This is a genomic window from Nonomuraea sp. NPDC005983 (assembly GCF_040614375.1).
Lineage (GTDB): Bacteria > Actinomycetota > Actinomycetes > Streptosporangiales > Streptosporangiaceae > Nonomuraea.
Genome location: NZ_JBEXUP010000150.1, coordinates 1 through 20,908 on the forward strand (window position 1 = coordinate 1; position 20,908 = coordinate 20,908).

17 protein-coding genes and 2 pseudogenes are annotated in these 20,908 nt (G+C 70.1%); 10 read left to right on the forward strand and 9 right to left on the reverse strand.

The window, feature by feature from the left end; translation table 11 throughout:
- A partial coding sequence (locus tag ABZ297_RS39185) for an AAA family ATPase (RefSeq protein ID WP_355357072.1) occupies positions 1-2,456 on the reverse strand: 2,456 nt, incomplete at its 3' end.
- 11 nt (positions 2,457-2,467) lie between these two features.
- The gene (locus tag ABZ297_RS39190; RefSeq protein ID WP_355357074.1) at positions 2,468-3,145 is read right to left on the reverse strand and encodes a hypothetical protein; all 678 of its coding nucleotides are present in this window, start codon (positions 3,143-3,145) and stop codon (positions 2,468-2,470) included.
- Positions 3,146-3,392: 247 nt separating this feature from the next.
- Between ABZ297_RS39190 and ABZ297_RS39195 the strand changes: the two genes are divergently transcribed.
- Positions 3,393-3,728 carry a carboxymuconolactone decarboxylase family protein gene (locus tag ABZ297_RS39195; protein WP_355357076.1) on the forward strand — a complete coding sequence of 112 codons (336 nt, stop codon included), beginning with the start codon at positions 3,393-3,395 and terminating at the stop codon, positions 3,726-3,728.
- 106 nt (positions 3,729-3,834) lie between these two features.
- On the opposite strand, the gene ABZ297_RS39200 is transcribed toward ABZ297_RS39195, so the two are convergent.
- A complete protein-coding gene (locus ABZ297_RS39200) occupies positions 3,835-5,292 on the reverse strand; it encodes an FGGY-family carbohydrate kinase (protein WP_355357078.1) in 1,458 nt (485 codons plus the stop codon).
- 214 nt (positions 5,293-5,506) lie between these two features.
- Between ABZ297_RS39200 and ABZ297_RS39205 the strand changes: the two genes are divergently transcribed.
- Both ABZ297_RS39205 and ABZ297_RS39210 read left to right on the forward strand, forming a co-directional pair.
- Entirely contained in the window at positions 5,507-5,932 is a 426-nt protein-coding gene (locus ABZ297_RS39205) for a hypothetical protein (RefSeq protein WP_355357080.1), read from the forward strand.
- 60 nt (positions 5,933-5,992) lie between these two features.
- On the forward strand, positions 5,993-6,742 hold the full coding sequence (locus ABZ297_RS39210; protein WP_355357082.1) for an SDR family oxidoreductase: 750 nt from the start codon (positions 5,993-5,995) through the stop codon (positions 6,740-6,742).
- Positions 6,743-6,857: 115 nt separating this feature from the next.
- Here the strand turns inward: ABZ297_RS39210 and ugpC are convergent, their stop codons facing one another.
- Positions 6,858-8,078, reverse strand: coding sequence for a sn-glycerol-3-phosphate ABC transporter ATP-binding protein UgpC (gene ugpC / locus ABZ297_RS39215; protein ID WP_355357084.1), 1,221 nt, complete (start codon positions 8,076-8,078; stop codon positions 6,858-6,860).
- A 178-nt stretch (positions 8,079-8,256) separates the two neighbouring features.
- Between ugpC and ABZ297_RS39220 the strand changes: the two genes are divergently transcribed.
- Positions 8,257-9,426: a LacI family DNA-binding transcriptional regulator gene (locus ABZ297_RS39220; RefSeq protein ID WP_355357086.1), complete on the forward strand. Its 1,170-nt coding sequence runs from the start codon at positions 8,257-8,259 to the stop codon at positions 9,424-9,426.
- A gap of 54 nt (positions 9,427-9,480) precedes the next feature.
- On the opposite strand, the gene ABZ297_RS39225 is transcribed toward ABZ297_RS39220, so the two are convergent.
- Positions 9,481-9,966: a glutathione peroxidase gene (locus ABZ297_RS39225; RefSeq protein WP_355357088.1), complete on the reverse strand. Its 486-nt coding sequence runs from the start codon at positions 9,964-9,966 to the stop codon at positions 9,481-9,483.
- 126 nt (positions 9,967-10,092) lie between these two features.
- On the opposite strand from ABZ297_RS39225, the pseudogene ABZ297_RS39230 reads away from it, so the two are divergent.
- A pseudogene (locus ABZ297_RS39230) lies at positions 10,093-10,266 on the forward strand (lytic transglycosylase domain-containing protein); the annotation flags it as partial.
- Positions 10,267-10,606: 340 nt separating this feature from the next.
- Positions 10,607-11,092: a transglycosylase SLT domain-containing protein gene (locus ABZ297_RS39235; protein WP_355357090.1), complete on the forward strand. Its 486-nt coding sequence runs from the start codon at positions 10,607-10,609 to the stop codon at positions 11,090-11,092.
- Between the two features lie 46 nt (positions 11,093-11,138).
- On the opposite strand, the gene ABZ297_RS39240 is transcribed toward ABZ297_RS39235, so the two are convergent.
- Positions 11,139-11,786 (reverse strand): TetR/AcrR family transcriptional regulator C-terminal domain-containing protein, encoded by a 648-nt coding sequence (locus tag ABZ297_RS39240; RefSeq protein WP_355357092.1) that lies wholly within the window; start codon positions 11,784-11,786, stop codon positions 11,139-11,141.
- Positions 11,787-11,867: 81 nt separating this feature from the next.
- Between ABZ297_RS39240 and ABZ297_RS39245 the strand changes: the two genes are divergently transcribed.
- From ABZ297_RS39245 to ABZ297_RS39260, 4 genes are all read left to right on the forward strand, one after another.
- Positions 11,868-12,980: a ferritin-like domain-containing protein gene (locus tag ABZ297_RS39245; RefSeq protein ID WP_355357094.1), complete on the forward strand. Its 1,113-nt coding sequence runs from the start codon at positions 11,868-11,870 to the stop codon at positions 12,978-12,980.
- Between the two features lie 58 nt (positions 12,981-13,038).
- Complete coding sequence (locus tag ABZ297_RS39250) at positions 13,039-16,008, forward strand: hypothetical protein (protein WP_355357096.1); 2,970 nt, start codon at positions 13,039-13,041, stop codon at positions 16,006-16,008.
- A gap of 213 nt (positions 16,009-16,221) precedes the next feature.
- Positions 16,222-17,943: an ABC transporter ATP-binding protein gene (locus tag ABZ297_RS39255; protein ID WP_355357098.1), complete on the forward strand. Its 1,722-nt coding sequence runs from the start codon at positions 16,222-16,224 to the stop codon at positions 17,941-17,943.
- Positions 17,940-19,772: an ABC transporter ATP-binding protein gene (locus tag ABZ297_RS39260; RefSeq protein ID WP_355357100.1), complete on the forward strand. Its 1,833-nt coding sequence runs from the start codon at positions 17,940-17,942 to the stop codon at positions 19,770-19,772. Before ABZ297_RS39255 ends, ABZ297_RS39260 begins: the two co-directional genes overlap by 4 nt.
- On the opposite strand, the gene ABZ297_RS39265 is transcribed toward ABZ297_RS39260, so the two are convergent.
- The 3 genes and pseudogenes from ABZ297_RS39265 to ABZ297_RS39275 form a co-directional block, all read right to left on the reverse strand.
- Positions 19,769-20,200 carry a hypothetical protein gene (locus tag ABZ297_RS39265; protein WP_355357102.1) on the reverse strand — a complete coding sequence of 144 codons (432 nt, stop codon included), beginning with the start codon at positions 20,198-20,200 and terminating at the stop codon, positions 19,769-19,771. The two genes, ABZ297_RS39260 and ABZ297_RS39265, sit on opposite strands and share 4 nt — an antisense overlap.
- 139 nt (positions 20,201-20,339) lie before the next feature.
- The gene (locus ABZ297_RS39270; protein WP_355357104.1) at positions 20,340-20,636 is read right to left on the reverse strand and encodes a hypothetical protein; all 297 of its coding nucleotides are present in this window, start codon (positions 20,634-20,636) and stop codon (positions 20,340-20,342) included.
- 57 nt (positions 20,637-20,693) lie between these two features.
- A pseudogene (locus tag ABZ297_RS39275) lies at positions 20,694-20,908 on the reverse strand (DUF202 domain-containing protein); the annotation flags it as partial.

Consider the following 20,908-nt stretch of genomic DNA (forward strand, 5'->3'; position numbering starts at 1 on the left):
GTCAGCAGGGGCCGGCCGGGCGCCCCCAGGGCGGCAGGCTCGACGGACGCCGGGCCGGCGGGGCGCTCCTCGGCCGCCCCCGGCAGCTCGCGCTCGATGCGGCTGTGCTCCTTGTGCGCCCTGGCGGCGTCGCGGTGGTAGTCCTCCAGGTCCTCGTACAGCTCGTCGGAGGCGTAGATCGTGCCGTCGATGAGCGGGCCGGGCGAGCGCTCGATGATCGCCACAACGTCGTCGCCGTTGAGCGTCTTGTGCGTCTCCAGCGCGTGCGCCAGGCAGAGCACGTCCCTGCGGTGCTCCTCCAACAGCCGTTCGGTCTTCTCGAGCAGCCGCACCAGGTTGAACTCGATCCGCTCGCCCAGCACGTCGGGGGCCAGGTCGGGCTGCCTCCTGGACGGTTCCCTGTCGGTGATGCCGATGGAGCCGCCGCCGGCGCGCCGCGGCATGGCCTTGCCGCCCAGGATCTCCAGTTCCTGCAGCGCAGGCAGCGAGGTGACCCCCGAGCCCATCCCCCAGTACGACTCCATGAGCGCGGTCAGGAACGTGGCCGAGTGCAGGTCGCCGGAGACGCCGGAGGAGTTGTCCTGGCCGAAGAACATCCGCTCCCCCGCCAGCGAGGCCAGGGAGACCATGATGTCGGCCTCGTACTCGGACTTCCACCGGGTGAACTGGTCCTCCGGCTTGATGGAGGCGACCATGCCGAGGTAGTCGGCGCCCTTCTCGATGGTGGCGATGTCGATCTCCAGGTGGAACCGGGTCACGTACGCCACCACCGCGTGGCACGCCTCGTGGACGGCGACCGCGTGCCGCTCGCGCTCGATGTACTCCACGTCCTCGGGCGGGCCGAGCTGCTTGAGCCGCTTGGCGCGCAGCACGTCCGACCAGGTGATGATCTCGCGGCCGTCGCGGATCGCGGTGATCAGCGACTCGTTGACCAGGTCCTTGATCGTGGCGCCCGTCGCGTACGGGGTGATCGTGGCGAGCTTGTCGATCTGGTCCGCGGTGAGCTCGTGCTCGACCTTGTCGAAGTAGCCCTGGTAGGTGCGCACCCGTCCGGCTTTGGACGGGTAGCCGACCTTGTAGATGCGGTCGATGCGGCCGGGCCGCAGAAGCGCCTCGTCCAGCGCGTCTGGACGGTTGGTGGCCATCATGACCAGGATGCGGAACCTGGGCGGCGGCTTGGGACGCATCCCGAGCAGCCGCCTGACCAGCCGGTTGAAGAAGCCGCGCGGCTTCTTGAGCCCCGACAACTCGGTGAGCAGCGCCTGCAGCGTGCCGGGGTCGCCGCTGTTCATACCGCCGCCCATGAAGAAGCGGCTGCGCCGGCCCTGCTCGTCCCCGGCCTCGCGCCCGGCGCGGAAGGCGAGCGCCGCGCGGGTCTCCTCCGACAGGTAGTTCATGCCGTGACAGCCGGAGAAGCGGGAAGCGGAGAAGTGGGATGCGGAGAGATGGGAAGCGGAGAAGCCGCCGCCCTGCCCCTGCGGGCCCTGCTGGGCGAGCCTGCCGCGCTTGCCGAGCGAGTCGGCCTCGTCGAAGAAGACGATCACTCCGCCGTACCTGAGCGCCAGCTTGCGCAGCTTCCTGAACAGCGTCTTCACCTTCAGGATGCCGATGCCCATGAACATGTTGGTGAACGCGCCGGGATCGACGAACACGTACGGTTTGCCGGTCTCACCGGCCACCGCCTCGGCCATGAGCGTCTTGCCGGTGCCGGGCGGCCCCCACAGCAGCAGGCCGCTGGGGACGTACCCGCCGCGCCGCTCGATCTCGTCCGGGCGCTCCAGGAAGACGATGTTCTCCCGGACCCGCTCGACCACGTGGTCCTGGCCCCAGACGTCGTGGAAGCGGGTCTTGATGTCGTCGGGGAAGTACGTCTCGACGCCGCCCCTGGACAGGAACCAGAACAGGCCGACGAACTGGATGATGACCACGAAGAACAGGAACACGATCTGGATGAGGAACGGCATCGCCTGCCAGATCAGCGCGGGCGCCCTGAACAGTGCCAGCAGCGGGCTGACCTCCAGCACCGCGCCCAGCACGAGCGCGAGCACCACGACCCAGAAGGCGATCTTGACGGCGCGCGAGACGCGGTACCTGGTCCAGTCGTCGAAACGCCGGTGCGCCCAGCGCTCGAACCCGCCGAAGACGCGCCTGCTCCAGAACCGGTGGTAGCCCGACCAGCGCTCGCTGACGAGGAAGTGGAGCTGCCGCACCGCCTCCGCGCCGAGCAGCCAGAAGATCCACTGGTGGGCCCGCGCGATGGCCAGCATGGCCTCGCCGAAGGGCACCACGCCCTCGAAGTCGGCCATCACCTTCCAGGTGAGCACCAGGAAGGCCAGCACCAGGCCGATGAGGAACTTGCTCCGATCCCAGAACCGCATCTTCTTCCTGGTCACGGCGTCAGGGTCGGTGGGGCCGCTGCCGGGGGCGCGTAACCCCTCGTGGTGGACGGTCGTCACTGGTGCTCCCCTCATCCGGGCAGCCGGAGCAGCTTGAACGAATTCGCGATCTTGTCGAACTCCGCGGCGCGCTTCCTGAAGCAGATCGACTGGCAGCCGATGAGCATGACCGAGACCGTCCCGCCCTTCTCATCGAGGATGGCGGTGTCGTCGAAGGTCTGGACGTCGTCGCCGATCTGGTAGTTGAAGCGGACGCGGACCCCTCGGGCGCCGTGGTCCAGGAGGAGGACCTGGTCGCTGAGCAGTTCGAAACGCGTGTACAGCGGCGCCCGCCCGCTCGCCTCGGCCTGCGCCTCGTAGAGCTGGCGCACCTGGTCTGTCACCGGGAGGATGAAGTCGCGTAACCGGTTGAGCGAGATCGAGTCCCGCTCGTCGTCGGTGAGCCTGTGCACGGTGGCGTAGACGAAGGGGTCGGCCGAGCTGAGCAGGTGCGCTGCCGTCGGCTTGGCCGACTGGTCGAACGCCGTCGACCAGACCCGTTGCGCGCGCAGCGCGGCGGCCTGCGAGTTCGGCTGGTCGCCGCTCAGGTACAACTCGATGGGATCCGCGTTGAGCTGGGTGAACGAGGCCGGGACCTTGAAGTACGTGGTGCCGTCCCTGTCACGTACGTAGGTGAAGTCCGGCTGCCCGCACGCTGTCAGCGCGAGTGCGGCGACCAGGAGAGCGATCCAAGCCCGTGTCTTTTCCACCAGGGCTTACCTCCGCTTTACGGACCAACGGAGTTGTTGTGCCCTCTTTCGTGCGGAATGAGCCTGGTGTGCGGTGAGAAATCTTGACCAAATCTTGCTCGTCCATTGGCTTTACTTGTTACAGATCGACATCAATCCACAAGTGACCGCCGCGTCGGCGACGCTACAACGTTCATGCAACCCCCATTGGTTCATCTCAGGAAGTGGCGAAAGATATGAACATCCTCAGCAGAACCTGGAGCAAACTATGACAGAACCGGCGGTGGAAGCAGTGGACTCCTTCGGCATCACGGCGGAGCGTCTGTTCGCCGAAGTATGGTCCCGCGACGTGTTGCCGGTCAGGGAGCGCCGCCTCCTCCTGCTGGGCCTGCTGGTGGGCCAGGGCCTGAACCGCCAGTTGGACGTGCAGCTCGACGCCGCCCTGCGGACGGGCGAGTTGACCGAGGTCGAGCTGCGCGAGGTGGTGGTCTTCCTGGCGCACTACGCGGGCTGGTCGCGAGGGGCCGAACTCAACGCACAGGTCGAGGAGCTGATCGAACGCGTCAGGATGGAGCGCTCCGGCGGCCAGGACCGCGCGGGCTGAGCGAGCCGACATCCCGCCACGGACGCCACCCACCCTGAGCGCGGATACCGAAGAATGGGAGCGATGCCCACCATCTACCACGTCGCCCGCCCGGGAGCGCGCGGTCTCACCTCCTGTACGGCGGGCCGCCCGCGAGGGTGTGGGCGATGCCGGCCGTGGCCGGGTAGAGGTCGCGGTACAGGGCGTAGAGGTCGTCGTAGACGTCCGCGTCTGGTGACGGTTCCACCTGCGCGGCCGGCGGGTTCCACGACTCGACCGCCACCCCCGTCGCCCTGGCGGCCAGCAGCGCGTCGCCGTAGGCGGCGCCGACCGTGTGGGCGGGCAGGACCTGTGGCCGGCCGAGCACGTCGGAGACGATCCGCGTCCACAGCCCGCCCGCGGTGCCGCCGCCGACCGCGACCAGCCGCCGCACCTCGCCGCCCGCCTCCCGCATGGCCTCCAGGTTGTGCCGGACGCCGAACGCCGTCGCCTCCAGCGCCGCCCGGTACAGGTGGCCGCGCCCGTGCCGCAGTGTCAGGCCGACGAGCGTGCCCCGCGCGTCCGGGTCGAAGATCGGGGTGCGCTCTCCGGCGAAGTACGGCAGCATCAGCAGCCCCTCGGCGCCCCTGGCGACGTCGGCGGCCTCCTTGGTGAGCGTCTCGTAGGACGCGCCGGTCAGCTCGCGCAGCCAGCCGGTGACCGCGCCCGAGGTGGCCATGCCGGCCGCCAGGTTGTGGCTGCCCGGCGTGATCCCGGCCGTCCCCCAGAACGACGGCGAGGTGACCCGCGACCGGAGGATCTCCACGATGAACATGGTCGTGCCGTACATGAGCATGACGTCGCCGGGCTCGCGGACGCCGACGCTCTCCGCCTCGGCCCACGCGTCGATCGTCCCGGTGATGACGGGGACGCCCTCGGGCAGCCCGTACGCCGAGGCGGCCGAGGCGGTGACCGTGCCTGCGATCTCGCCGCTCCAGGCCAGCCGGGGCAGTTCCAGGCCGGGTGCGATCTCAGCGGCCCACTCGGGGATCCAGTCGAAGGCGCGGGTGTCGTAGAGCGGGTCGCACTGGCTGGCGGAGTGGTGGTCGAGCACGTACTCGCCGGTGAGCTCGTGCACGAGCCACGAGTGCGCCATGAACAGCCGCTTCGTGCGCGCCCACACGTCCGGCTCGTGGGTGCGGATCCACTCCAGTTTGGGGCCGGCGGCCTGGGAGGTGAGCGGCGAGCCGCAGCGCTCCATGATGGCGGCCGGGCCGTACCTGTCGAGCTGCGCGGCGATCTCGGCGGTGGCGCGGGTGTCCACCCCGTACAGGATGGCCGGGCGCAGCGGGGTGGCGTCGGCGGCGGCGGGCAGCACGCACGGCCCGATGCCGCTCACCCCGACGGCCGCGATGCCGGGCGCGGCCAGCTCGCGGGTGAGCGCCGCGAAGTCGGCCAGCCAGATCTCGTACGCGTCGTGCTCGAACCAGCCCGGTCGCGGCGTGGCGGTGCGGTGCTCGCGGACCGCCGTGGCCACGACCGTGCCGTCGTCGGCGACGAGAACGCCCTTGGAGCTGGAGGTCCCGATGTCGATCCCGAGGAACATGTCAGTTCTGTCCAGACAGGTCGTACTGCTTGCAGAGGTCAGGGGCATTCTCCTCGGTCACCTGCGTGGTGCCCAGGATCTGCTGCACGCGACCGAGTTCTCAGGTGGCCGCGCCGAGGCGATTCTCACGCCTGTGTGCGTCATGGGCCTCCACAGCGAGTCCCCTATGCGATCATCATCCGAGCTTGCAGCTTCACACGCAGAAAGCAGGGACATGACTGACCAGTCGGCATTCTCCGAGGACGAGCTGAACCAACTGCTGCACCTGCCCCGACAGGTGGCGTGGGCGGCGGTACTGGCCGAGGACGACGGCGTCATCGGGACGGCCAAGGAGCTGTACGCCGGCGGCAAGGCACTCGTGGAGGCCGAGCAGCGCGACAACGACCTCGTCAAGGCGCTCGCGGCCCGCACCCCGAAGGGCGAGGCGGTCGGCTCAGCCCGGGACGAGGCGGTCGCGGACGCGCTCGCCAGCGCCCCAGCGGCCATCGCCCTGGTGCGCGGCAAGGGCACCGAGGACGACGTGCACGCCTACGGGCAGTGGTTGATGGATATCGCCGTCGAGGTCTCCAACAGCTCCAGGGGAGTCTCCGGGGCGGAGCAGGAGTTCATCGACCAGCTCGCCGAGGCGATCAAGGGCTGAGGGAACGCCGGGGCCGCCGCGCGTGAATCCCTTGGGGCGTGAGCGGCTAGGGTGCTGGTCATGCCTACCGCAATGATCACGGGCGCGACCGCCGGCATCGGCGCCGCCTTCGCCCGGCGCCTGGCCGGTGACGGCTTCACCCTGGTACTGGTGGCTCGTGACGAGGCCAGGCTCGCCGACGTCGCCGGTCAGCTCAAGCTGAGGTACGGCGTGAGCGTCGAGGTGCTGGCCGCCGACCTGGCCACCGACGAGGGGCTGTCACGTGCCGAGTCGCGTCTGCGCGACGGCGTGGACCTGCTCGTCAACAACGCGGGCTTCGGCCATCCAGGCCCCTTCCTTGGGGTGCCGGTCGAGGACGAGGTCCGCATGCTGAAGGTGCACTGCGAGGCCGTGCTGCGGCTGACCCTGGCCGCGCTGCCCGGGATGAAGGAGCGTGACAGAGGCGCGGTCATCAACGTGGCGTCCGTCGCCGCGTTCTTCACGCGCGGCACCTACAGCGCCTCCAAAGCGTGGGTGGTCAACTTCAGCGAGTCCGCCGCGGCGGAGGTGGGGAACCCGCGCGTCAAGGTGATGGCGCTCTGCCCCGGTTTCGTGCGGACCGAGTTCCACCAGCGCGCCTCGATGGACGTGTCGGGCATCCCCGGATTCCTCTGGCTGAAGGCCGACAACGTGGTGAACGAGGCGATGCGCGACCTGGCGCTGGGCAAGCGGGTGTCGATCCCCGACGCCCGTTACAAGGCGATCGTCGCGCTGGGCAGGCTGGTGCCGCGCGGCCTGGCAGGCCGGATCTCCGCACGCATCGGCCGCTGAAAACCCTCGAGGCGGGGTCGTCCACGAGCGCGAAAGGACGGGCCCCCGCCGCGGGAGGGGGTCGCGGTGGGGGCCCGGGCGGCCGTGAGCGGGCTCACGGCCGGGATTCGGAGGCTCAGCGCCCGCTGTTCGCCTCGTGCCCGATGGCCAGGCCGGAGTCCGTGTCGAAGAAGTGCACGTTGTGCGTGTCGACCACCAGGTCGATGTTCTGGCCCGGACGGACGTGGCTGCGGGCGTTGACGCGCGCCGTCCACAGCGACTTGTCGCCCACGAGCGGCAGCGCGGCCTCGTCGTCGTCGCCCTGGTCGGCGGCGGCGACGGTGTCCTTGTGCTCGACCGGCGGGGCGTCGATCAGGAACAGCACGTTGATCTCGGAGCCCAGCTCCTCGGTGACCTCCGCCTTGACGGGCAGCGTGGCCCAGCCGTTGGCGTGGTTGCCAGCAGACGTGGCGTCCTCGAAGTCCGACGGGCGGATGCCGAGGATGACCTTCTTGCCGATGTACTGGTCAAGGCCCGGCCTGTCGGAGAAGGTCGTCTCGGCGATCGGCAGCCTGATCCCGGCGAAGGTGACGGCGGGGCCGTCGCCGTCACGGACCAGCTCGGCGGTGACGAAGTTCATGGACGGCGAGCCCATGAACCCGGCGACGAACAGGTTGACCGGCTTGTCGAACAGGTTCTGCGGCGTGTCGACCTGCTGCAGGATGCCGTCACGAAGGACGCAGACGCGGTCGCCCAGCGTCATGGCCTCGACCTGGTCGTGCGTGACGTAGACGGTGGTGACGCCGAGGCGCTCGTGCAGCGTGTTGAGCGAGGCGCGCATCGAGACGCGCAGCTTGGCGTCGAGGTTCGACAGCGGCTCGTCCATGAGGAACGCCTGCGGCTCGCGGACGATCGCGCGGCCCATGGCGACACGCTGGCGCTGACCACCGGAGAGGGCGGCCGGCTTGCGCTTGAGGTAGGTCTCCAGGCCCAGCATCTTGGCGGCTTCCTGGACGCGCTTCTGGATCTCCGGCTTGGGCATCTTGCGGAGCTTGAGGCCGAAGGCGAGGTTCTCCTCGACCGTCATGTGCGGGTAGAGCGCGTAGTTCTGGAAGACCATCGCGATGTCGCGGTCCTTCGGCGGCAGGTGGTTGACCACCTTGTCGCCGATCGAGATCTCGCCGCCGCTGATGTCCTCCAGGCCGGCGATCATCCGGAGCGCGGTCGACTTACCGCAACCGGACGGGCCGACCAGCACCATGAACTCCCCATCCTTGATCTCAAGGTTGAGGCCGTCCACGGCTTTTACGCCACCGGCGTAGATCTTGTCGACATTGGTCAGAACGATGGATGCCATGACAGTCCTTCGCGCTCCAGGGGGTGGCCCGGATGTTGTGCGGAGTTTTCCACTTACGTGGATACGTTTTCAAGCATCTCACCCGAAACGGATATGAGTGTCAAGACTTCCCGTGTGACCAGCCTCTGTCGGGTCATCGGGGTTCCAGTGTCACGGAAAGCATGATGGAATCGTTTCCATGGAATCTCGGCGAGCGACCATCAAGGACGTGGCGGAGGCGGCCGGAGTCGGTGTCGCCACCGTGTCCAGGGTGCTGTCCGGCGGCTCGGCCAGCCCCCAGACCCGAGAGCGGGTGCTGGCCGTCGCCGCCCAGCTCGACTACCGGCCCAGCGCGCTCGGACGCAACCTGCGCCAGCGCCGCACCGGCGGCATCGGCCTGCTCGTCCCCGACCTCACCGACACCTTCTACGGGCAGCTCGCCGAGGGGGTGCTGGCGTGCGCGCGGTCGGCGGGCGAGCCGGTGGTGCTCGGCTCGACCGGCGACGACCCCGAGCAGGAGGCCGAGCTGATCGGCATGCTGCTGGAGCAGAGCGTCGACCGGGTGATCGCGGTCCCGGCGGGCGACACCGACACCTGGCGGCCGGCGATCAAGGCGGGCATGACGGTCGTCTTCGCCGACCGCCTCCCGACCATGGACACACCACCGCACGCCCCGGGCGACACGCGGCCCGGAGGCGTGTGGTCCGGAGGCGTGGAGAACGCGGCCATCGCCGACCTCATGCTGCTCGACGGCCTCTCCCCCGCCTCCGGCATCGGGCCGCAGGACGCCGCGGGCGGGCCTACCTCCCGGCCGCAGGAGGCGTCCGGCGCTTCGGCGTCGCGGATGCTCGACGTGCCGTCCGTGCTGGCCGATGACAGGACGGGCATCCGTACGGCGGTGCGCTACCTCCGGGGCCTCGGGCACCGGCGGATCGCGTACCTGGGAGGCCCCGGCCACGACCGGCGGGTGGCGGCGTTCCGCGAGGCTGTCGGGGCGCCCGTCGACGAGGAGCTCGTCGTGTTCGCCACGGGCAGCCGCGACTCGGCCTACGCGGCCGCGTCCGGCCTGTTCCAGAGCCGCCCCGACCTGACGGCGGTGGTCGCGGGCGGCAACGTGCTGGGCGAGGCGGCGGTGCTGGCGGCGAGGGAGCTCGACCTCCGGGTCCCGCGGGACGTGTCGCTCGTCATGTACGACGACGTGCCGTGGGCCGAGCTGTGCTCCCCGCCGCTCACCGTGATCGCACAGCCCGGCCGCGACATCGGTTACCGCGCGGCGGAGCTGGTGCTGCGCGCGGGCGGCAGGCGGCCCCGCAGCGTCGTCCTTCCGACGGAGCTGATCGTCCGCGGCAGCTGCGGGCCCCGCCACTGAGTCCCGCCAAGGCCGTCCGGGCCTCGGCGGTCGTCTTCGGGTGGCGGCAGTCGCCTACAGGAGCTTCTCGATGGCGGAGGTGACGGCCGGGTCCTCGGGGGTGGTGGCGGGGCGGAAGCGGGCGGCGACCGTGCCGTCCCTCGCCACCAGGAACTTCTCGAAGTTCCACTGGACGTCGCCCGCCTGGCCGTCGGCGTCCGTCGTCTGCGTCAGCTCGTCGTAGAGGGGGTGCCTGTCGGGGCCGTTGACGTCGGACTTCTCCAGGAGCGGGAAGTCGACGCCGTACGTCGTCGAGCAGAACCCCTGGATCTCCTCGGCGGTGCCCGGCTCCTGGCCCATGAACTGGTTGCACGGCAGGCCCACGACGGTGAAGCCGCGCGGCCCGTACTCCTCCTGGAGCTTGACGAGGCCGGTGTACTGCGGGGTCAGGCCGCACCTGGAGGCCACGTTGACGATGAGCACGGCCTTGTCGCCGGCGAGTTCGGCGAGGGTCGTGGGGGCGTCGGCAAGCGTGCGGAGCGGGATGTCACGAAGGCTCATGAGCCGACCCTACAGAACACCTCCCGCCCAAAAAGTGAGACGCAGTCCACATTTTCCCGGCATATCCCCTGAACATCCATAAATCGTGATCTTTGCTAACGATCGAATCGCCGGGCCGGCAGCGGCTCGGGCGCCTACGGCATCCCGCAGGCGCTGCCAGGGCACAAGATGTCCTCCTCCGGCCGCGACTGGCGCACCAATCCCAGGACGCAGATCGCCTGGGGCCTCGCCTACATCAAGGGCAGATACGCAACGCCGTGCGGCGCCTGGGCACATTTCCAGTCGCACCACTGGTACTGACCGGCCCCCGCCCCAGGCTCACGCCCGTTTCCCCCAAAGGCCGGACCATCGGGCCGCCGGGCCGCGCAACGCGGGCCCTGCGAGGACCCCATTCTTCGGCAATGACCACACAAACACCTGTCTGTCGCCCGTCACAGCGTGTGATCGAACATGACGGAGCGTAATAGAAACCGGCTAGAGGACACGTCGTGGAGCCCTCCGGGCCGTCCAGCACGATCGGGCGGAGCAAGATCCCGGTGTGGCCGCGCGGACCCTCCGCGTTCGAGCCACGGACGCGGACCGGCAGGGCGCTGACAAGCAGCGGCGCCCGTCCGCACGCGACCTGACAGCAAGGATCGAATTGGACAGCAAACGCGTTCTGCGCAGCGCCCTCGTCGCCGTGACGACGTTCACGGCTATCGACGGGAGCGCGACCGTCGCCTGGGCCGAGGCCAAGCCCGGGATCCACCAGAGCTACTGGCAGGTCCCGGTGCAGCTCGGCACCTGGAAGACCTCGGCCAAGCCGAGGCCCGTGCTGCGGCCGGCGGACAGGAACAAGGGGTTCGCGCTGGACCAAGTGGTCCAGCGGGCCTGGTCGTACGAGGAGTTCCGCTGCCTGGACAACCTGTGGACCAGGGAGAGTAACTGGAACCACCGCGCGTACAACAGCTCGTCAGGCGCCTACGGAATCCCGCAGGCGCTCCCCGGAGGAAAGATGCGGGGAGCGGGCCGTGACTGGCGGTCGAACCCGGAGACCCAGATCCGCTGGGGCCTGTCCTACATCAAGGGCAGGTACGGCCGGCCATGCGGCGCATGGGGGCACTTCAGATCGCACAACTGGTACTAGCAGCCGTTCAGGGGAAGGAACGGCTGTGACAGGAGGGCGCCCGGGGCTACCGGGTGCCCTCCTTCCGTTGCTGGAGGGCGGCGATGGCCTGGATGAGCAGTTCGACGCCGAACTCGAAGTCCACCTCGTGATCGCAGCTGCCCAGCAGCGGGGCGAGCGCGCTCACCTCGGGGAACAGCGCGGGATCGACGTCCTCGGGGCTGACCATCGGGTGGCGCGCCGGCGCGAACGCGGGCGTCACGCCGACCTCGCGCAGCAGCGACCCGACGATGAAGGCGATGAACATCCGCAGCACCCTGACCGCGTCGACCCCGTCGAAGCCGGCGCTGCGCAGCGTGGCCAGCGCCCGCTCGACCGGCAGCAGCCCCGCGTTCGACCGGAGCTGGCGGCTGACCACCAGCATCGTGCAGCGCGGATAACCGTGCGCGATCTGCCGGAACGCGCGGGCCTGCGCCCGCACCCTGTCGGTCCAGTCGGCGTCGGGGTCGTCGGTGAACTCGATCTCGCTCAGCACGGCCTCGGCGACGCCGCTGAGCAGGGCGTCCTTGTTGGGCACGTGGTTGTACAGGGACATCGCGCCGACTCCGAGCTCGGCTGCGATGCGCCGCATGGAGACCGCGTCGGCGCCCTCACGCTCGATGAGGTCGATCGCGGCGGCGACGATGCGCGCGCGAGACAACGGCTCGGTGGGCATAGCTCATTCTATTGACTGGCGTACACCGTACGTGCAAGCCTCGAAGTGGACGTACGGTGTACGTAATCCCCCGGAGGCACCATGTCGACGCACGAGCTGTACACCATCCCCGCCGGCCTCTCGACCTGGAACGTGGACATGGCCGGCGCGAGCCGGTTCACCTGGGAGTACGACGACGGCAGGGATCGCATGCTGGCCCTCTACCAGAAGGGCAAGGACAAGCAGTGGGACTCGACCAAGCGCATCGACTGGGACCTGGACGTCGATCCCTACAACGTCCTCGGCGTCCCTGACGACACGATCGCCATCCACGGCACGCCGCTCTGGGAGCGGATGGACGAAAAGACCCGCCAGGACGTCAGGCTGCACGGCGCGGCCTGGCAGTTCTCCCAGTTCCTGCACGGCGAGCAGGGCGCGATGATCTGCTCCGCCAAGATCGTCGAGTCGGTCCCCGACCTGGACTCCAAGTTCTACGCGGCCACCCAGACCATGGACGAGGCCCGCCACGCCGAGACCTACGCCCGCTTCCTCCAGGAGAAGGTCGGCCTGGCCTACCCCATCAACGAGCACCTGAAGGCGCTGCTGGACTCCACGCTGAGCGACTCCCGCTGGGACATGCCCTACCTCGGGATGCAGGTGCTCATCGAGGGCCTGGCGCTGGCGGCCTTCGGCGTGATGCGCGACATCACCACCAAGCCCCTGCCCAAGCAGATCCTCGCGTACGTCATGCAGGACGAGGCCAGGCACGTCGCCTTCGGCCGGATGGCGCTGCGCGACTACTACCGGGACCTGTCGGAGTCGGAGCTGCGCGAGCGCGAGGACTTCGTCATCGAGGGCTGCTACCTCATGCGTGACAGGCTGCGTGGCAGGGAGACGTGGGAGAACCTGGGCCTGTCGAAGTCCGAGGTGGACGAGGCGATGCGGGCGACCGACAACTCGGAGTACCTCAGACTGTTCCGCTCGCTGCTGTTCAGCCGGATCGTCCCGTGCGTGAAGGACATCGGCCTGTGGAGCCCGCGCCTGCAGCAGGCGTACGCGGAGATGGGGGTCCTGGAGATGGCGGGCCAGTCGCTGGAGGCCCTCATGAAGCAGGACGAGGAGATCGCCGACAAGCTCGACGAGGCCCGCTTCGCCGAGGAGGAGGCGGAACGGCACGCCGAGGTGGCCGACACCATCACCCTCGGAGCCTCCTGATCACCGGCCGCGCGGCTACGATCCGAGAGAAAGGTGCCGATCTTCCCGGGAGCCCCCATTGCGCCGGAAGCTGAGCTACCGCGATGCCGTCGTCCTGCTGGGAGGCGAGAGCGCCCTCACCGGAGTCCTCGACAAGGCCTCGTCGGTGGCGCTGTTCGGGCTGGGCGCGATCGACCTGTTCGACGCCCGCGGCGAGGCGGTCAAGCTGGGCGACGGCCTGATCCGGGCGCTGCGTGACAAGGTGAAGGGCCTGTCCCGCTACGACCGGACGGAACGGCTGGTCGCGGCGCACGCCGTCGTGGTGATCAACGCGTACTTCGAGGCGCTGGCCGGCCTGGACGTCGTCCCGAAGCTGAGCCGGGCCGACCAGGACCGGCTGGTGCGGCCGGAGGGCGCGGCGAGCCAGGTCGACTGGCTGCTCGCGGCCGAGCTGCCGGTGCCCGCCCCGCAACTGCCCCGCGAGGAGCTGCTCGTCTCGCTGTCAGCGCGCTACCAGGGCTTCTCCTACCACCTGGAGACCCTGGTCCGCGGGCTGAGCTGCTGGGACGAATGGGATGACAGGCGGCGGCAGCAGGTACGCGACACGCTGCACACCGTGCTGCCCGCCAGGGCCTGCCGGCGCTACGAGGAGCTGTTCCGGCAGCTCGTCGCCGACTTTCCCGAGGTCGCCTGCTGGTCGGACCTCATCGAGCACCAGGCCACCAGGGCCGAGATCCGGCGCGGGATGGCGGACCTGCTCGCCGAGCTCGGCTCGGGCCGCCGGCCGTCCGACAGGCTGCGGGCGCTGGTGCTGGCGAACCAGGCGGCGCTGGACCGGCCGATCGTCTCCGCCGCCGACGTCCCCGCGGGCATGACCATCCCCCTCCTGCGCGACGGGTACGTCACGCCGAGCTTCCGCGTCCTGCCCGGCGACCGGGACCGGCGGCCGGCGGACGAGCGCTCGTGGGAGGTGCTGCCCCGCCGCGACGACCTGACCGGGTTCCTGTCAGGGCACCTCACGCTGCCGCAGGCGGTGGACGCGCCGCTGCTCGTGCTCGGCCAGCCGGGCGCGGGCAAGTCGGTGCTGACCAGGATGCTCGCCGCCCGGCTGCCCGCCGGCGAGTTCCTGCCCGTCAGGGTCGAACTGCGCGGCGTCCCGGCCGACAGCGACGTCCTCGCCCAGATCGAGCACGCCATCAGGGACGCCCTGGACGAGACGATGTCCTGGCCGGACCTGGTGCACGCAGCCGGCGGCGCCCTGCCCGTCGTCATGCTCGACGGGTTCGACGAGCTGCTCCAGGCGACCGGCGTCAGCCAGGTCGACTACCTGGAACGGGTCGCCCAGTTCCAGCGCCGCCAGGCCGATCGCGGCCGGGCACTGGCGGTGATCGTCACCAGCCGCAGCGCGGTGGCGGACCGGGCGCGGGTGCCGCGCGAGTCGCCGGTGCTGCGTCTGGAGCCGTTCGACGAGGGCCAGGTGCGCCAGTGGACCGCGACCTGGAACGAGGGCAACCGGGCGTACTTCGCGGGCAGGGGGCTGCTGCCGCTGGCGGTGGAGGACGTCCTGGCCGTGCCGGAGCTGGCCGGGCAGCCGCTGCTGCTGCTGATGCTGGCGCTGTACGACGCCGACTCCAACGCGCTGCGCCTGGGCAGGGGGCGGCTCGACGAGACCGGGCTGTACGAGCGGCTGCTCGCCGGTTTCGCTGGACGCGAGGTGCGCAAGGCCGGCGAGCCGCTCTCCGACGCCGACCTGTCGCGGGCCGTCGAGGACGAGCTGCTGCTGCTCTCGGCGACCGCGTTCGCGATGATCAACCGGGGCCGGCAGTGGGTCGCGGAGGACGACCTGGAGGCCGACCTGCGCGCGCTGTTCGGCCCGCGCTCCCAGACCGGCGAGCCCTACGGTTTCCGCCGCAGGCTGACGCGGGCCGAGGAGGTGATCGGCGGCTTCTTCTTCGTGCACAGGACGCAGGCGCTCCGCGACCAGCAGCGGCTGCGGACCTACGAGTTCCTGCACGCGACGTTCGGCGAGTACCTGGTGGCCAGGCTGCTGGCCCGGGAGCTGGTGGACCTCGCGCAGGAGCTGGCCTTCGCCGCGTCCCGCAACCGCCCGACGGCTCCCGACGACTCGTTCCTGCACGCGCTGCTGTCCTTCGCCGTCCTCACCGTGCGCGGGCCGGTCATGCGCTTCCTGCGCTCCCTCGTCGGCCGGCGCGTCCCGGGCGACGGGCGCGCGCTGCTGAACCGGCGCCTGCGCGAGCTGTTCGCCGCCTCGCAGCGGCCCCGCCCCGGTTCGCCGTACGACGGGTACGAGCCGGTGCCGCAGGGGGTGCCTGCCCGGTACGCCGCCTACAGCGGGAACCTGCTGCTGCTGTGCCTGCTCACGGCCGACGGGCCGCTGCCGGGGACGGACCTGTTCACCCCGGCCGACGCGGGCGCGGCGAACGAGAACTGGCGCAGGATCGCCCGCCTCTGGCACTCCCAGCTGGGCAGGGCCGGATGGGAGAGCCTGACCGCCACCGTCCGGGTACGTCACTTCCTGGAGGACGGCGTCCGGCGGATGGAGGTGAGCCTGGACCGGGGCGAGGACTTCAACGTCGCCGGGCTCGCCTTCCTCACCTGGCCGGAGTCGCAGGCCGAGGCCGCCGACTACGACGTGGCCGTTCCCGCCGACAGCCCGCTCGGCCCGCTCCTGCGGGAGATCTCCTTCCGCGACGACAGCTCGCTCGGCCGCCTCTTCGTGGGCCTGCTCCCCTACGCGACGGAGCTGGGCGCGGATCCCGGCTACTACGGGGAGGTGGGCGCGCTGCTCACCCTCCTGTTCTCGCCCGTCCGGGATCCGGAGCAACGGCTGCGCCTGTACGAGCGCGCCCTGGCCATGAGCCCCAGCGAGGGCTATCTCGACGTGGTGTACACCCAGCTCGCCGCCGACCGGCACAAGCTGCCCGCCGACCGGCTGCTGAAGATGCTGGAGGGTCAGAGCTTCAGGGTCGACCGCGCCGGCTGGCCGGCCGAGCTCGCCGGGGAGGCCGGTGAGCAGGGGGGCGGCTAGCCCGTGGTGGCGCCGTCCAGCAGGATCAGCGTGCAGGCGGCGAGCGAGGCGTGCGTCACCCCCACACCGTAGGTCGCAGGGGCTCGTCCCCTCCAGGTGCGAGTCGTGTGTCGGCCCAGGAAATCAGTTGAACCCCCTACTAACCTGGTTGGGATGCCTCCCGATACGCGTTCACCTCGCCGTCCCCTGCTCTCCTCCAACTCCCTGTGGCGGATGAAGTCCTACCTCCGCCCCCACGTGACCAAGCTGGTCCTCATCTGGCTCGCCGCGATCATCGGTATCGGCGCCAGCATCGCGCTCCCCCTCGTCGGGAAGGAGGTCGTCGACGGGCCCGTGTTCCACGGCGACTCCGGCGCGCTGCTCCCCCTCGGGCTGATCGCCCTGGGCGTCGGCGTACTCGAGGCGCTGCTGATCTTCTTCCGCCGGTGGTCGCAGATCGGGCCCGTGCTCGGGCTCGAAACCGAGATCCGCGACGACCTGTACGAGAAGCTGCAGCGCCTGCCCATGGGCTTCCACAACGAGTGGCAGTCGGGGCAGCTGCTTTCCCGTGCCACCACCGACCTGTCGACGATCCGCCGCTTCCTCGGCTTCGGCATGCTCTTCCTGGTCATGAACATCATCCAGCTCATCACGGTGACCGTGCTGCTGCTGAACATGTACTGGCCGCTCGGGCTGCTGGTCGCCGCGTCGGCTGTGCCGATCGTGCTGGTCTCGCTGCGCTTCGAGAAGCGCTACATCAAGATCTCCCGCCAGGTCCAGGACGAGCAGGGCGACCTCGCCACGTTCGTCGAGGAGTCGGCGATCGGCATCAGGACGATCAAGGCGTTCGGCCGCCGTCACCACGTCTACGACCGCTACGACGACGCCGCGCTCAAGGTCTACCGGACCTCCATGGACAAGGTGCGGCTGTCGGCGCGGTTCTTCACCTTCCTGGAGGTGATCCCGAACTTCACGCTCGCCCTGGTGCTGCTGCTCGGCGCGCTGGCCGTCGGCTCGGGGTCGCTGACGCTCGGCACGCTGGTGGCGTTCACCACGCTGATGCTCCAGCTCGTCTGGCCGATCGCGAGCCTCGGCTACATCCTGGCCATGGCCCAGGAGGCGATGACCTCGGCCGACCGGGTCATGGAGGTGATGGACACCGTCCCGGCTGTCCAGGGCGGCACGCAGACCATCGACGACCCGCGCGGACACCTCCGGTTCGAGGGGGTGGAGTTCCGCTTCCCCGGCGCCGACCAGCCGGTCCTGCAGGACCTGTGGCTGGACGTGCGCCCCGGCGAGACGGTCGCCATCGTGGGCGCCACCGGGTCGGGCAAGACGACGCTGACCGCCATGGTGCCCCGGCTGGTCGACGCGACCGCGGGCCGGGTCACGATCGACGGGCACGACGTGCGCGACCTGACGCTGCCCTCGTTGCGCGAGGTGGTGGCGACGGCGTTCGAGGAGCCGACGCTGTTCTCGATGAGCGTGCGCGAGAACCTCACGCTGGGCCGTCGCGACGCCACCGAGGAGGAGCTGGCCGCGGCCATCCAGACCGCGCAGGCGATGTTCGTCTACGACCTGCCGTGGGGACTCGACACCCGCATCGGCGAGCAGGGCATGTCCCTGTCGGGCGGCCAGCGCCAGCGGCTGGCGCTGGCGCGCGCCGTGCTCAGCAGGCCGCGGATCCTGGTGCTCGACGACACGCTGTCCGCGCTGGACGTCGAGACCGAGGCGCTGGTGGAAGAGGCGCTGCGGCACGTGCTGCGCGAGGCGACCGGCATCGTGGTGGCGCACCGCGCGTCCACCGTGCTGCTGGCCGACAAGGTGGCGCTGCTGCGCAACGGCACGATCACGCACGTCGGCAGGCACAACGAGCTGCTGGCCGAGGTGCCCGAGTACCGCGAGCTGCTGGCGCAGGACGCCGACCTCGACCCGTCGGAAGGGGCACTGGCATGACCACGACGACCACCAGCACCACCGACTGGCGGGGCGTCGCCTCGGAGGACCAGGACGAGCTGTCCGAGAAGGTGTCTTTACTGCTGCGGGAACGTTCCCGTCGGCTGCTCGGCAACCTGCTCACTCCGCACCGCAAGGCCATCGCGCTGCTCACCGCGATCATCATCGTGTCGAACCTGGCGGGCCTGGCGATCCCCTACCTGGTGAAGGTGGGCATCGACGCGGGCATCCCGCCGATGCTGAAGGGCACCGGGCCCGGCACGCTGCTGACCGTGGTCGGGGTGATCTTCGCCGCGGCGGCCACGCAGGCGCTCACCCGGCAGGCGTTCCTGCAGCTGTCCGGCCGGATCGGCCAGGACATCCTGCTGGAGCTGCGCCGCAGGGTGTTCGACCACTTCCAGCGGCTGTCGCTGAGCTTCCACGAGAAGTACACCTCGGGCCGGGTCATCTCCCGGCTGACCTCCGACATCGAGGCCATCGCCGAACTGCTCCAGTCGGGCTTCGACGGGCTGGTCACCGCGGTGCTCACGCTGTTCGGCACGGCCGCGCTGCTTCTGGTGCTGGACGTGCACCTCGGCCTGGTGGCGCTGATCCCGCTGCCGTTGCTGCTGCTGTTCACCCGGTGGTTCCGGCGCCAGTCGGCGATCGTCTACCGGCGCACCCGCGAGACGGTGGCGCTGGTCATCGTGCACTTCGTGGAGTCGATGACCGGCATCCGCGCGGTCCAGGCGTTCCGCAGGGAGCCGCGCAACCAGGAGATCTTCGAGCAGCTCAACGACGACTACCGGGGCGCCAACGCGAGCAGCATGAAGCTGATCGCGGTGTTCATGCCGGGGATCAAGCTGATCGGCAACGTGACCGTCGCGGGCGTGCTGCTCTACGGCGGCTACCTGGCCCTGCACGGCGAGGTCACGGTCGGCGTGCTGACCGCGTTCCTGCTCTACCTGCGCCAGTTCTACGAGCCGATGCAGGAGATCAGCCAGTTCTACAACACGCTCCAGTCGGCGGGCGCCGCGCTGGAGAAGCTGTCAGGAGTGCTGGAGGAGGAGCCGTCGGTGCCGGAGCCGCGCGAGCCGCGCGCGCTGGAGGCGCCGCGCGGCAGGCTGCGCTTCGAGGGCGTCCGGTTCGCCTACGTCGAGGAGCGGCCGATCCTGCCCGGTCTCGACCTGACCGTCCCGGCGGGCCAGAGCGTGGCGCTGGTGGGCGCGACGGGCGCGGGCAAGACGACGCTGGCCAAGCTGATCTCCCGCTTCTACGACCCGACGGCGGGCAGGGTCCTGCTCGACGGCGTGGACCTGACCGAGCTGGACGAGACCACGCTGCGCGCGGCCGTGGTCATGGTGACGCAGGAGAACTTCCTGTTCAGCGGCACGGTCGCCGACAACATCAGGTTCGGCCGTCCCGAGGCCACCGACAAGCAGGTGCAGGAGGCCGCCAAGGCGATCGGCGCGCACGACTTCATCTCGGCGCTGCCCGACGGCTACGACACCGAGGTGGGCAAGCGCGGCGGCCGCATGTCGGCCGGGCAGCGGCAGCTCGTCGCGTTCGCCAGGGCGTTCCTGGCCGACCCGGCCGTGCTGATCCTGGACGAGGCGACGTCCAGCCTGGACGTGCCCAGCGAGCGCCTGGTGCAGCGGGCGCTGCGCACCATCCTGGCCGACCGCACCGCGCTGATCATCGCGCACCGCCTGTCGACGGTGGAGATCGCCGACCGGGTGCTCGTCATGGAGCGCGGCGAGATCGTCGAGGACGGCCGGCCCGACCAGCTCATCGCCGCGTCGGGCCGCTTCGCCGGGCTGCACCGTGCCTGGCTGGAGAGCCTGAGCTAGTGCGGGTGCGCGACGGTCTTCAGGCCCTCGTACAGCTCGTAGGCGACGAAGACCACGATCGGCACGCCGATCGCGACCAGGACCCGCATGGGGAGGGGCGTCCGCGGCGCGGGCGCCCGCCTCTCCACGGCGGGCGGCGCGGGCGCGGGACGTGGCCGCGCGACGGGCTCCGGTTCCGGCGCGGCCATGAGCTCCGGATGCCGCGAGAGGTAACCGGACGGGAACGAGGTGACATGGTACGCGCCGCAGCCGGGGCAGGACGCCCCCGACCAGGGCGGCTGTACCGGAACACCGGACTGTAGCCAGATCTCGACCTCGTTGCCGTAGTCGTCCATGAGGTGTCTGACGACGTACTCCTCCTCCCAGACGTGCAGGCAACGCAGGCACTCGAAGGGCCATGTCTTGCGGGTTTCGAACCCGTCACGCACGAGGACCACCCACCCCCGGTCAGGGACCGCCATCCGACACGAGTGTCCTCCCGCCGCATTGACCCTACAAGTCGGGACTTATGACACTCAGGGCTACGAAAGACTCACCAACTGTAATGTTGGGGGGTTAAGGCTGCCGTCAATACAGCGGCCGACGGACCGGGCTCAGCAGCGGGGTCGCGTCGGGCACGGGGGGCTCGGCAGGCGGGATCAGCTCGGGATGGCGGCTGAGATAGCCGTCGGGGAAGGTCGTCGCCTGCTGGCATCCGCACCGCGGGCAGATCGTGCCCTGCGACGGCGGGGGCACCTGCACGCCCTCTCGTATCCAGACCTCGCTCTCGTGGCGGTCGTCGCCACGGCGGACGAGGTACTCCTCCTCCCAGACGTGCCAGCAGCTGCGGCACTCGAAGGGCAGTTTCCTGCGCTCTTCTTCCATGAGGCCACCCCCCTACCTCGAGTGTCCGCCTCCCCTTCGCTCCCTTGCAACCCGGGGTCACCCAACGGCGATGACGAACGTGACAGCCCCGGCGACGACGGCGAGCGTGCCCAGCCAGGCGAAGATCACGTCCAGTCCGTGGTCGAGGGGCCGGCCGCCGTGCAGGGCCTGCTGGACGCGGCGGAACCGGACGCCGGTCCTGGCCAGCAGGACGCCACCGCAGAGCGCGGCCAGCGCGAAGCCGACGACGGCGACCGGCGGCAGGCCGTGGC